This is a genomic window from Vibrio sp. 1CM23M (assembly GCF_023161755.1).
Taxonomy (GTDB): Bacteria; Pseudomonadota; Gammaproteobacteria; order Enterobacterales; family Vibrionaceae; genus Vibrio; species Vibrio coralliirubri.
On sequence record NZ_JALNTR010000001.1, the window covers coordinates 838964 to 851516 of the forward strand.

The window sequence follows — 12553 nt, forward strand, 5'->3', positions numbered from 1 at the left end:
CTCCTAGAATGCTCTTAGCAAGGTCTGAAACATCTGATTCGCCGTACTAATAATTTTCATGTTGGCCTCATAAGCGTTGAGGTACAGCAGCATGTTGGCGGCCTCTTCATCGGAATTAACCGCACTGACACTGTCTCTCGCCACTTGTGCGTCTTCCATGCTGACTTGAGCTGCCGTTGCCTCGCTCTGCGCCTGTCGAGTGAAAATACCGATATCACCGAGTAACCCTGAATAGGCGCTGTAGGGTGTTTCTCCCACCACAGAGCCATTGGTTAGTGGTGTTTGTGACAACATCGATAGGTCTTTCAACACATCGCCGTTTCCGGCAAGGGTCGCACTCGATGAAAAGGCTAAGTCTTGTGCAGTGAGGTTAGGATCAATCGCCAAAGATAAGGCTTCACTGCCTGGGGTGTAGGTAAACAAGTTCTGACCAGCTACACCATTAAGATCAAACCCTGAACTCAATGCCGTATTCACTCCATCAGCCAAGCCTTTGGCAAGATCTGCTAACAGCGTTTGGATGGGATCGTATTGGTTCGTTTTTAGCGCTTCGAGCGCCCCTAACTCTCCACCTAACGAAGCATCAACAGGCGTCGTCATCGACTGAAAGGTAATGTTCAGATCTGTGCTGTAAGGATCGCCACTGGATAGGTCTCGCTCAAGCGATGCGGCATAACCACCAATTACTAAAGGCTGACCGTTTGGTGTCGAGAGTTCGACGCCGCCATTGGTGTAGATCACCTTAACATCGAGAGACTTAGAGAGTTCATTGAGGTGTTTATCCATCGCATCTTGTAAGCCACCAACGCTCTTGCCGAGCAGCGCATCTTCTTGCAGTTTTTGGTTTAGAGAAGCGATGCTTTCTAATTGGCTATTCACATGGGTAACCAGTGCGCCATAACGCTCACTTTGCGCGGCTTCTTGCTGACTCAACTGAGCGGATACGGCGTTAAACTGCTGCGCTAGAGCATCAGCATTTGTCAGTACTTGCTGGCGAAAAGCGACGCTTTCAGGTGTCACACTGGCCTCATCAATGGCAGCAAAAAATCCATTCATTCCCTGTGTGAGGCTAAGTCCATCAGCTCCTAACAAGTTCTCCAAATTGGACAAACCATTAAAATAGCTTTGGCTATATTGGGCAGATTCCGTCGCTTCTCTTAGTCGATTAATAGACGATTGATCGGCAATCCGCAGGATATCGCTAACCTCAACGCCGGAGCCTAAGTTAATACCATTCACGGCATTGCCAGATAAACTGGCTTCCATCGTCACGATTTGACGGCTATACCCAGGGGTATTCACATTAGCGGTATTTTGCGCCGTTGTATTGAGAGCTACACGGTTGGCGAGCGCACCACTTAATCCGATGTTGGTCATTCCCATTACTGATTCTCCTTATCAAAAGGTCGGCCGATAACTTGTGATGACAACTGTTTAAAAATCATCTCGGCTAATCCAAACGACGATTGACGACTGATTCGTTGTGCAAGCTGAGCATCTAGCATGCCCTGAAACATATCGTCTGATTTCATCGACAACGGATTATCTTTGTCACTAAGCGCTTGGCTGGCAGAGCGCATTCGGGTCAGCATTTGTTGTAAAAACAACGCCTCAAACTGCTGTGAAGCCGCTAATAATCCTGAGGCAGAATTGTCATGCTTCAATTTAGCAAGCGCGTTGTTGTCTAAGTAAAAGTTGGTCATAGCTTGGCTTGAACCTGCACTGGCTTTCGCCATGTGCACCGTTTCAGGCGCTCTATTCATCATTAATCTTGCAAATGGCAGCGGATGATCAGCATGTTTAACCGACACTGCCATTTTGGGGTTGTCCAGTATTGGCGCCGCTTGGTTACTCGATATCGGTTCAAGCGCCACGTGAGTCAAAGCCGTTAGATTCGTCATTAGATCACCACCAAATCACCGTTAATGGCACCTATCTCATCGAGTGCCTGCAATATTTGCATAAGCGCTTCTGGTGTCGCACCAATGTTGTTAATCGCATCAACGATCTCTTGCAGATTAGTCCCTTTCGGCCAAACCATAGTGGTCCCATCTTCCTCATCAACACTCACTTGAGAGTTCTGAATAATCGCGGTTTCTCCAGCAGTATTGAAAGCACCACCAGGCTGAGAAACGGATTGAGATTCCAATATCGTCACGGTAATCCCGCCTTGACTGACCGCAGCTTCAGACACCGTCACGTTCTGGCTGATCACCACAGTTCCGGTGCGAGAGTTGAACACGACCTTAGGCAGTCGTCGCCCCTCTTCAACCTCAAGCTCTTGAATCATGGCAACAAACATCACTCGGTCTTCGCTATCAATCGGGGCAGAGACTTGGATCTGACCTTTATTGAGCGCTTTGGCTACCTGCCCGCCGAACATCTTATTAATGGCTTTGGAAACATTGAGCGCGGTTTCGTAATTCGGTTGTTTGAGTTGCAAGCGTATCGTTGGCTCTAAATCAGTACCGGTCGAGACCTCACGCTCCAAGGTCGCACCATTGGGAATACGCCCGACGGTCGGTGTGTTTCTTGTAATGCTGGTTCCGTTTTCACCGGTAGCATTGAAGCCACCAACAACTAGGCTGCCTTGTGCTATTGCGTAAACTTCGCCATCGATACCTCGTAATGGAGTTAGCAATAAGGTGCCGCCGCGCAAGCTTTTCGCGTCCCCCAATGAAGACACCGTCACCGTCAGGGTTTGACCTGCTCCTTGGTGAGGCTCCACCATGGCTGTGACACTAACGGCGGCGACATTTTTCAGTTTAGGGTTGGTGGAATCATCCAGTTGCACCCCAAATTGTTTGATCATGTTAACCACTGATTGTTGCGTGAACTTCACTTGCGATTTATCACCAGACCCGTCCAAGCCGACAACTAATCCATAGCCAATAAGTTGGTTTTGTCTGTCTCCATACACCTCTGCGACTTCAGCAATCGGCCGCGCTGCATCGACCACCGAAGTAAAACAGAGCAAGCACCAAGGCAACGCCAACGAGGTTAAGTAGAAGCGAATTTGGGATTTCATTAGAATGGCATCCATGGCGAATTGAAGAACTGGGTCAACCAACCTGCAGTATTGGTATCAGCAAACGAGCCGCGGCCAGCATAAGTGATTCTTGCATCAGCGATTCGCTGGGAGGAGAGGGTATTGTCTGCCTGAATATCATCGACCCTGACATTGCCGGTCAGACGAATATATTCGTCCCCTTGGTTCAGCTTGAGCCACTTTTCACCTCTTACCCTAAGCACACCATTGGGCAAGACGTTGTAAACGGTGACAGTAATAGAGCCTGATAAGCTGTTGCCTTGCTTTGAGGCAGCAGCACCATCAAAATCACGGGTGGCATCAACGGAAGCACTCACGTCATCAAACGTCTTGTTGCCCAATGTGGGCGCGGTAATGTTGGCACTGGAATCTTTGCCATATTGAGTTGAGGCACTCTTATCTGACTCTGTCTTTTCATCCAACAACACCGTTAAAATATCGCCCACACGGTACGCTCTTCGATCTTGAAACAGGGTCATCGAGGTGGTGCCCGTATAAAGGCTGCCTTTGCTGACTCTTGTCACTTGATAGTCCAGCTCTGGCGGTGCATACGCTTCATCATTCGGCGATGGTGGAATAAAATCGTCTTGACGACCAGCACAGCCGGCAACCATCACCACCAGCAAGGTAACTACGGTTAGGTAATAAATCACACAGATTGCATGCGCCTTACCCAACCCTGGTTTGATTGACTTTTCCATGTCAGAACTCCCTAACGACCATCGCTATTCGCTCGTTAAAGCGAAAGCTATGATTGTTGCGCGATGTACTGCAGCATCTCATCGGCTGCGCTGACCATCTTGGCGCTCATCTCATAAGCGCGTTGGGTGGCGATCATATCGACCATCTCTTCCACCACCTGTACGTTCGACCCTTCAAGTGCTCCTTGTTTTAATTGGCCTGAACCTTCTGTTCCGGCGACGAGCTCGACCGCTTCACCTGAACCTTCAGTTTCAATAAATAGGTTTCCCCCTTGAGCAGAAAGCCCCGCAGGATTCATGAATTTAACGATGGTAATTTGCCCTAGGTCTTCAGGGTTAACTTGGCCCGGTATCGTGGCGCTGACCACACCATCAGCAGTAATGCTGACTAGGGTCGCTTCTGGAGGAATGACAACTTCAGGAATCAAAGGATAGCCTTGCGTGTTGACTAGCTGCCCATCAGAGTTAGTTTGAAATTGCCCATTTCGGGTATAAAGCAGTTCTCCTTCTGAGTTCTCTATCTGGAAAAAACCATCCCCCAAAATAGCTAAATCAAACTGTTGATTCGTATTCTGAATATTCCCTTGGGTAAACACTTTCTCGGTGCCGACCACTCGAACACCATTACCAAGCTGAATACCTGTTGGATGTTCATTGAGCTCTGTGGTTTCGGTACCCGCTTGTTTATCGACGCTATAAAAAAGATCTTCGAACACCACGCGGTCACGCTTGAAACCCACCGTATTGATATTGGCAAGGTTGTTCGAAATAGCCGTCATTTTTGCATCTTGTGCGGCCATCCCTGTTTTGGATATCCATAAGGCACTGTGCATAATTCCCTTCCTTAAGCTTTGAGAAGCTTATTGCCTATCTGAGCGATTTCATCTGCAGATGCCATCACTTCAATTTGCATTTCGTATTGTCTAGTAAGCGACATAATGCTGACCAGCTCTTCTAAACTGGAGACATTACTCGCTTCTAAATAACCTGAACGAACCTGAACGGTAAAATCTTCAGCCAATGCTTGCCCACCTTTCGGAACAAAATGACCACTGGCATGCATGGTCATTTGCTCATTCTCAGGCTTAACCAGCTTGAGGGCGCCAACCTCTAGCGACGCCTCACCACCAATTGGGGTAATAGACACCAACCCATTCGAGCTCACCGACACAAACTCAAAATCTGGTAACACCATTGGACCTTCTGTCGACATCACCCGACGCTCACCAAGATAGAGTTGCCCATTACCATCCAATCGAAAATTACCCGCCCGGGTAAAGAGCTGAGCAGGTTCATCTTCTAGCCCTTCGAGCGTAATAAAACCATCACCATTGATCGCAATATCCAATGGTCGCTCTGTACGTATATCTTCACCCTGAGCAAAGTTATTAATCGATGAGTTGGTTCTAGACGTGACGGAAGTCAGAAAGCCTGAGCCCTCAAGGCGCATCGGTGTTGAGTGCTCCATTAAGGCTTTAAAACCTACGGTATCCGCATGGGACAAATTATTTGCGCGAACGTGCTGAGCGAGCATGGTTCGCTCTGCACCTTTCGCTGCACTGAATAGAATAGGATTCATAGCGCTACACCACGTTGAACAAGGCTTGCGTCAATTGATCCGATGTCGATATCGACTTGGTATTGGCTTGATAGTTACGTTGAGCCGTCATCAAGGCCACCAATTCAGACGTCAGATCGACGTTAGAACCTTCGAGTGCACCAGAAGTCAAATCACCGAATACCCCACTGCCCGCGGTACCAAGAACTGGCGTACCGGAACTGAAACTTTGCAACCAAGCGGTATCACTGGTTTTGATCATGTTTTGAGGAGAAGCAAAGTCGGCAAGCACCACCTGACCTTGCAATTGAGATTGGCCGTTGGTGTAGGTCGCAAATATACGGCCATCGTTTTCCATACGAACACTGGCATAGTCACCAGAGGTATAACCATTCGGGCTATTTTTGGAGACAACGAAGTCACTACCAAATTGAGTGACCGCAGCAAGGTCAATATTAACCGTAACACTGTTCGCCCCATTCGCAGGGTCAAAACTGACTGAATAATTTCCCCCTGACGAAATGGTGCCATCGGCATTAAAAGTAAAATTTGCTGTGTCTGTTGCAGTTGGTGACGCGACAGGTATCAAGGCATCAGCGCCATCAATCGCTTTACCATCAACCAAAACATGGACATCCCAATCATTGGATGCACCTTTTACAAAGTACTGACTCACCGTATGTGGGTTACCTAGAGAGTCATAAACTGGAGTGGTATAGGAATGGTTGTAGGTGGATGAATCACCGTAATCAAATGCGGTGGCGGGAACTTGCTCTCTGGCATCTAAATTGGCAACAAACTCAATGGCATCTGTTTCCCTAGCCTGCAAGGATGCAGTACTGATCTGCACGGTGCCTACCGACCCCAACAGCAGGTTATTATTGCCATCAACCGAGTAACCTTGCAGAGCCGCACCACTATTTGCTGTGATCACGCCATCGGCGTTCATGTTGAAAATACCAGAACGGGTATAGAGGGTTTGCCCTTTACTGTCTTCAAGCACAAAGAAGCCATTACCACTCAATGCCATATCCAGAGATCGCCCTGTACCTGTAACCGTTCCACTTTTCTCAAAGTTTTGCGAAACCCCAACCACTTCAACGCCACCAGCTTCACTACCGCTATAAACGGAAGCAAACTCGGTTCTCGACTCTTTAAAACCTGTCGTAGAAACATTAGCAATATTATTCGAAATGGTGTTCAGCTCTGAGTTCGAGGCATTAAGCCCGCTCAGTGCAATACTAAAACTCATAATGTCTTCCTCTTCACGCTAAAGAGGCTATCTCCGCATGTTTACTTAGCTAGCGAAGAACGACAGCCGCCATCTTACTTACTTTAAAAAACAAACTAAAACCGGCAAAAGCCGAAAAAATATAGCGAAAATCTTTTAACCTATTTCAAACTTTACTCATTTGAGAAGGCAGCAACGTCATAAAACGCCACCATGCCAACTCCCTTTACCTGCAAGTGACTGGTACCACCGATTAAAGGTGTCGTCACATGTTCCACTTGGCCATACTGATAAATCGATGGCTGATAATCTTGTCCACTGTCCAATTTGATACGCATTTGGTACTCACCCGTCAGCCCCATGGCTTGCGCATCCAATGTGTAATCCACTCGCCCTGCACTGTTCGGACCAAGGTTCATCGACTTAACGTTGCCAAGTGAGTCAACTAACTCCAGTATCACGGTATTCGATGGCGCCTGTAACTCAACGTATCCCGCATGCTGATCAACACCCGATGCAGACAAGCGTTCACTTTTTACCGTCACTGTTTTATCAATCAGCGCGGCGGTGCTAAGCACTTGTAAGTTATCGAGCATTGTCGAGTTGTTTTGCGTCAGCTGAACAAGGTTTTCTGTACTTTCAACCTGAGAGAACTGCGCCAACTGTGCGACATATTCCGTGCCGTCAGTTGGGTTGAGTGGATCTTGATTTTCAATCTGAGCCACCATTAAAGTAATGAACTCATTCTTTAATGCACTCGCGCTATTCGGATTATCTTGAGGGGTGATCGTTGACGCAGACTCAATATTATTGACCTGCGCCGCACCGGATATCGTCGTCATGGTGTAATTCCTCTGGCGTCATTGGCAGCAGTTACATTAACTACGCCAAAGCCCCATCAGTGATTGTTGCATCGACTTTACGTTGCCGAGCACTTCTACGCTGGCTTCAAAACTACGAGTAGCCGATATCATGTCAGCCATTTCGTTAACGACATTAATGCCAGAGTAATAAACATACCCTTCGTCATTGGAGAGAGGATTGTTGGGCTCGTAACGCCCTTCCATCATTGAGGAGACTTCCACAACATCGGCAATACGAATCGGCACCACACCTTGCAGTTGAGTTTGCTGTGCATTGAAATGGTTATAGACCGCTGAGAAAATCGGTTTTAGCGGTTTATAGACTTGTGATGGGTCACCAGATACGGAATCGGCATTCGCCAAATTACTGGAGATAGTATTAAGCCTGACGGTCTGCGCACTCATCGCTGAGCCTGCCGTCTCGTAGATACCTAAGAAAGCCATGATGTCCCTACCTAATTCACTTATTGTCCCTTGATGGCAGACTTTATCCCGTTGATCTTAGACTGCAAAAACGCAAGGCTCTGATGATAATCCATCACATTTTTCGCGAACCTAGCTTGCTCATTTTCTAGCTCAACAGTGTTGCCATCTCGTGTTCTTTGCACAGGAATCCGATATTGAGCCGTCGTACCTATGTACCAGTCTTTTGAGTGACCAATACCACTGAGTACCGCCTCGAATCTTAGATCCATCGCTTTGTAATTAGGCGTGTCCACGTTAGCAATATTGGAGCTCAATACTGCTGCTCTGTCCAAACGAAACTGCACCATTTTTGGGTGTACCCCAAGCGCATCGTCTAAGTGAATCATTGCCCTAGCCTCGTCGTTGTTTGGCCTTAATCCTTTTAAGAAGTAGGCCTTTAACTTTTTATATTTTCTCTCACAACCGAAGTTGAAATGAGATTGCTTTAACCTATAGTTAGGATTAATTAGCGTGTCAAATTTGAGAATGACCGCAAAAATCAACAATTGGTACTTGACATGAAGAAGTTATCATTGACTGAATTCGGAAATCCGAGCATAAAAATGCGTAAGTTTCTGTTAAGGCACTCAAGCCATTTCTCTACAGAAATTATTGATATTTTTAAGTTTAACTTTGCGGGCCGTCACGTAAAAGCGACGTTTTCAGAAGCTCGTCGACCTCCAGCAAATAGCATCAAAACCGTTCTTCATATTGAGGAATTTGGGCATGTTTTTTTCTTTATTGCGCCACAAGCTGCCGATATTCTGCTACACAAGCACCTCAACAACCCGTTACCACTCAAGAAATCAAAGCGTAGCAATAACGACATTGCGCTAACCCAAACCCACCTAAGGCTTTTTCAAAAATTCGCCATGGCGATAACCAACGCGCTGACTGCCGATGCCAATCACTATGCCATTGAGCACACCGACCATCAGCCCTCTGACATTGGTGTCACCATTACGTTTGAGTTCGACGACCAACAGCTCGATCTGACCTTCATGATCGACAACAAATACGTGAAAAAGCTGCGCGACATGATGGAAAGTAACGAAACCTTTGATCGGGAAGAGATACTCGACAACTTACGCTATCAGCCCGTTGAGCTAGGGTGCGTCATGCTTCACCGGCAGTGCACACTCCATGAGCTTTCTCAGCTAAAACCCGGGGATTTTATGCCCATGACCTTGTGCAAAAACCTCACGGTCAAGGTCAACGGACACCCTACTTTTTTTGGCAAACTTCAATCCATAAACTCTGAACTGGGAGTCGAAATCGATGGCTAACGACAAAGAGACACACAACATTGACAGCTCAATGAGCGACTTAAACCTTCATGATGAATTACCAGATCTTGATGACTTAGATTTGGATGATCTTACCGACGACTTGGACTTGGGAGACGACAAAGAGCATATGAGTAACATCTCTCTGCTAAAAAGTATCCCTGTCGACATCACCGTTGAGGTTGCACGTAAGACATTGATATTAGATGAGCTACTGAACTTAAAAGCAGGCAGTGTCGTGATGCTGGAAAAACATGAAGGCGACCCCGTCGATATCAAGATCAATGGCACCGCGTTTGGCACAGGGGAGATAGTATCCAAGAATGGTCAGTATGGCGTTAGGTTACTGAGCATCATCAAGAAACCAAGTAAGTAGCTCCTTTGAATAACGCAAAGAGTACGATGCCGAAACGAATATTCTTCACGCTAGCTTTTGCGTTATTCGCGAGTACATCGCACGCAGAAGGGCTGACGATTCTCAGTGAAACAACCACATCTGACGGCACTGAATACAGCATTAAATTGCAGATTCTAATCCTGATGACATTACTGAGCTTCGTTCCAGCTTTCGTGATCATGTGCACCAGCTTCACGCGAATCGTCATTGTCTTGGCCATTTTAAGGCAAGCGCTCGGTCTGCAACAAACGCCACCAAATCAGGTGCTTGTGGGGATTGCACTCATTTTTACTTTGCTGATCATGAGGCCAGTCTGGACCAAGATTTACGATACCGCTTACATTCCATACTCGAACGATGAAGTGTCCTTGATGGAAGCGTTAGCCACAGCAGAAAAGCCGCTGCGTCGATACATGCTGGACCAAACGCAACGTAAGGCACTCGAACAAGTCTCCAAAATAGCAGGCGAAACCTCCATAGAGTCCGATCAGGATATTCCCTTCTTAGTATTACTGCCGGCTTATCTACTGAGCGAGCTAAAGGCCGCCTTTCAAATTGGCTTTATGTTGTTTTTGCCCTTTCTTGTCATCGATTTAGTGGTGGCATCTGTTCTGATGTCGATGGGGATGATGATGTTGTCGCCCTTGATTGTCTCTCTGCCTTTTAAACTGCTGGTATTTGTCATCGTCGATGGCTGGGGCTTACTCATGGGGAGTTTAGCCAACAGTTTTTGGATAAGTGGATGAGTCCGGAAGAAGCCGTCACCCTGGTAAGCCAAGCAATCTGGCTGATCATTCTTATGGTGTCGGTTCTTATTGTGCCTAGCCTTGTCGTGGGTTTGGTCGTCGCAATTTTCCAAGCGGTAACTCAAGTCAATGAACAAACCCTTAGCTTCCTTCCTAGGCTATTAGTAACTCTGTTATGCATCATTCTTTCAGGCCATTGGTTATTACAAGAGATCAACGACCTATTCTTGTTTATCTTCAATACGATACCAAGCAAGGTTGGCTAGCCCTAATGCAAATAACCTTTACTGATATCACCCAATGGCTAGGGATACTCTGGTGGCCATTTGTCCGATTTACTGGGCTTTTTCTTATCGCACCATTTTTTGGTGATAACGCGATACCGGTAAGAGTTAAGTTGCTGTTTGCTTTTATTTTTTCTTTGCTTCTCGCTCCCTTAGTGAAGGAGGTTCCTCCATTTAACCCTTTCAGCATCGACACTCTACTGTTCTCTTTTTACCAGCTCATATTTGGGTTTTTAATTGGCTTTGCGGTGATGATATTTTTCACGATTTTTTCAATTGCGGGGCAAGCGATTTCCATGCAAATGGGGTTAGCCATGGCAATAATGAATGACCCTGCCAACGGCGTTAGTATCGCCATCATTGGCAGAATCATGTTCATCACCTCTATGCTGCTTTTCCTCTCTTTAGATGGACACCTAGTGATGCTGCTTGTGTTTAAAGAAAGCTTTGAATATTGGCCTCTCAATTCAGCCTTCCCTTTCAACAGCATTGAATACGTCTTGAAAATGGTCTCTTGGATGTTTGCGACCGGCCTGCTGGTTGCGGTGCCTGCTATTGTCGTGATGCTATTGAGCAACATCACGTTTGGTCTAATGAACAAAGCGGCACCGTCTCTTAATGTCTTTGCACTTGGTTTTCCAATGACCATGCTACTTGGCTTATTCGCATTAATGGCCTCCCTAACCGGTATCGGCGATCACTATTTTGATCTGGTATTAGAGTTGAACCAGCATCTGCACTATATGTTGAGGCTGCCTAATGTCTGATCATCAAGACTCCGGAGATAAGAGCGAGCAACCCAGTCAACATAAGCTCGCCAAAGCTAGGCGAGAAGGGCAAGTACCGCGCGCTAAAGAGTTCGTTTCTTCAATAACCCTTGTCAGCGTCGTTGCTTACTATGTGTTGAATGTAGACATGATTAAACAGACCTTCATTGAACTGTTTCTTGTGAGCTTTCAGTTTGATAGCCAAACAGTCAGCCAGCCAATGGCTATCGTTGAGTTAGTAGGCACCGCGCTTTTTTCGATGATCACGCTATTTTTCCCGCTACTGATTTATCAAATGATCGCCGCGATCGTCGGCTCAACGCTACTTGGTGGGTGGATATTCAGCCCATCTTTATTGATCCCCAAGTGGGAAAAGATAAGCCCACTCAAAGGACTGAAACGCATATTTTCCTCTCAATCGATCGTCGAACTGTTTAAGAACATCATTAAGGTCTCTCTGTTCTTTACCCTACTGTATTGGGTAATATCGAGCTACATCTCGGTGATCACAAACCTAGTCAGTGCCCACTTTGATACCGTCGTACTTTCCGTAGCAACCATTACCATTGAGTACTTAGGCTACCTTCTTTTAATCGTCTTACTGTTTGGCTTATTTGATTTCCCTTATCAGCGGCATGAATTTACAAAACAGATGAAAATGACCAAGCAAGAGGTCAAAGATGAGCACAAAGACCAAGAAGGTAGGCCCGAGGTTAAAGCTCGAATCCGTCAGATACAGACTCAAAATGCCAAGAGAAGTGCCAATGAGCGCGTGCCTAAAGCGAGCGTTGTGTTAACCAACCCGACCCGTTACGCCATTGCCCTAATTTATGATTTAAGCCAAGCAGAGGCACCGTTTGTTGTCGCGAAGGGGCAAGATGATGTGGCACTTTACATTAGAGAGCTTGCGACTAAAAACGAGGTTGAAGTCGTCGAGAGCCCTGCACTTGCCAGGGCGATTTACAACACCACTCAAATCGACCAAATGGTTCCAAACCAACTCTTTGTCGCGATAGCGCACATCCTAACTTATGTGAATCAGCTAAAAGCATGGCGCAAAGGCGAAAGAAACAAACCCACCAATTTGCCCCACTTCAACATTCCTAAATCATGGTCTGATCCAAACGATTAGGCCGCTACTCCACTAGTGAAACACATAAAACTGTCGTTTTTATTCAATACCTTCTTAAAGCAGTCGCCTACACT

Annotated in this window: 16 protein-coding genes; 6 read left to right on the forward strand and 10 right to left on the reverse strand. The window is 46.6% G+C overall.

The features are described from left to right. Positions 1-3 precede the first annotated feature (3 nt). From flgK to MSG35_RS03565, 10 genes are all read right to left on the reverse strand, one after another. On the reverse strand, positions 4-1383 hold the full coding sequence (gene flgK, locus MSG35_RS03520; RefSeq protein WP_248382829.1) for a flagellar hook-associated protein FlgK: 1380 nt from the start codon (positions 1381-1383) through the stop codon (positions 4-6). Next, positions 1383-1901, reverse strand: coding sequence for a rod-binding protein (locus MSG35_RS03525; protein ID WP_248382831.1), 519 nt, complete (start codon positions 1899-1901; stop codon positions 1383-1385). Before MSG35_RS03525 ends, flgK begins: the two co-directional genes overlap by 1 nt. Continuing rightward, positions 1901-3028 (reverse strand): flagellar basal body P-ring protein FlgI, encoded by a 1128-nt coding sequence (locus MSG35_RS03530; RefSeq protein ID WP_086968999.1) that lies wholly within the window; start codon positions 3026-3028, stop codon positions 1901-1903. Before MSG35_RS03530 ends, MSG35_RS03525 begins: the two co-directional genes overlap by 1 nt. Next, positions 3028-3663 (reverse strand): flagellar basal body L-ring protein FlgH, encoded by a 636-nt coding sequence (gene flgH, locus MSG35_RS03535; RefSeq protein ID WP_048610372.1) that lies wholly within the window; start codon positions 3661-3663, stop codon positions 3028-3030. The genes MSG35_RS03530 and flgH overlap by 1 nt, the downstream gene beginning before the upstream one ends. Positions 3664-3797: 134 nt before the next feature. Then, a complete protein-coding gene (gene flgG / locus MSG35_RS03540; RefSeq protein WP_048610117.1) occupies positions 3798-4583 on the reverse strand; it encodes a flagellar basal-body rod protein FlgG in 786 nt (261 codons plus the stop codon). Between the two features lie 11 nt (positions 4584-4594). Then, positions 4595-5329, reverse strand: a complete 735-nt coding sequence (locus tag MSG35_RS03545) for a flagellar hook-basal body complex protein (protein ID WP_048610119.1) — start codon at positions 5327-5329, stop codon at positions 4595-4597. 4 nt (positions 5330-5333) lie between these two features. Next, the gene (flgE, locus tag MSG35_RS03550; protein WP_248382833.1) at positions 5334-6560 is read right to left on the reverse strand and encodes a flagellar hook protein FlgE; all 1227 of its coding nucleotides are present in this window, start codon (positions 6558-6560) and stop codon (positions 5334-5336) included. Between the two features lie 152 nt (positions 6561-6712). After that, a complete protein-coding gene (locus MSG35_RS03555; RefSeq protein WP_248382835.1) occupies positions 6713-7381 on the reverse strand; it encodes a flagellar hook capping FlgD N-terminal domain-containing protein in 669 nt (222 codons plus the stop codon). A 36-nt stretch (positions 7382-7417) separates the two neighbouring features. After that, a complete protein-coding gene (gene flgC, locus MSG35_RS03560; RefSeq protein WP_248382837.1) occupies positions 7418-7846 on the reverse strand; it encodes a flagellar basal body rod protein FlgC in 429 nt (142 codons plus the stop codon). Between the two features lie 20 nt (positions 7847-7866). Then, complete coding sequence (locus MSG35_RS03565; protein WP_048610376.1) at positions 7867-8214, reverse strand: flagellar basal body protein; 348 nt, start codon at positions 8212-8214, stop codon at positions 7867-7869. 171 nt (positions 8215-8385) lie between these two features. Between MSG35_RS03565 and MSG35_RS03570 the strand changes: the two genes are divergently transcribed. From MSG35_RS03570 to flhB, 6 genes are read left to right on the forward strand one after another with little or no spacing between them, the layout of a single operon-like run. Further along, positions 8386-9153 (forward strand): FliM/FliN family flagellar motor C-terminal domain-containing protein, encoded by a 768-nt coding sequence (locus tag MSG35_RS03570; RefSeq protein ID WP_048610125.1) that lies wholly within the window; start codon positions 8386-8388, stop codon positions 9151-9153. Then, positions 9146-9529 carry a FliM/FliN family flagellar motor switch protein gene (locus tag MSG35_RS03575; protein ID WP_048610127.1) on the forward strand — a complete coding sequence of 128 codons (384 nt, stop codon included), beginning with the start codon at positions 9146-9148 and terminating at the stop codon, positions 9527-9529. The genes MSG35_RS03570 and MSG35_RS03575 overlap by 8 nt, the downstream gene beginning before the upstream one ends. A 26-nt stretch (positions 9530-9555) precedes the next feature. Then, complete coding sequence (fliP, locus tag MSG35_RS03580) at positions 9556-10296, forward strand: flagellar type III secretion system pore protein FliP (protein WP_048610130.1); 741 nt, start codon at positions 9556-9558, stop codon at positions 10294-10296. Next, positions 10293-10562, forward strand: coding sequence for a flagellar biosynthesis protein FliQ (gene fliQ / locus MSG35_RS03585; RefSeq protein ID WP_048610132.1), 270 nt, complete (start codon positions 10293-10295; stop codon positions 10560-10562). Before fliP ends, fliQ begins: the two co-directional genes overlap by 4 nt. A 5-nt stretch (positions 10563-10567) precedes the next feature. Beyond that, entirely contained in the window at positions 10568-11347 is a 780-nt protein-coding gene (gene fliR, locus MSG35_RS03590) for a flagellar biosynthetic protein FliR (protein ID WP_050651150.1), read from the forward strand. Beyond that, positions 11340-12479 (forward strand): flagellar biosynthesis protein FlhB, encoded by a 1140-nt coding sequence (gene flhB / locus MSG35_RS03595; protein WP_050651151.1) that lies wholly within the window; start codon positions 11340-11342, stop codon positions 12477-12479. Before fliR ends, flhB begins: the two co-directional genes overlap by 8 nt. Positions 12480-12553 lie beyond the last annotated feature (74 nt).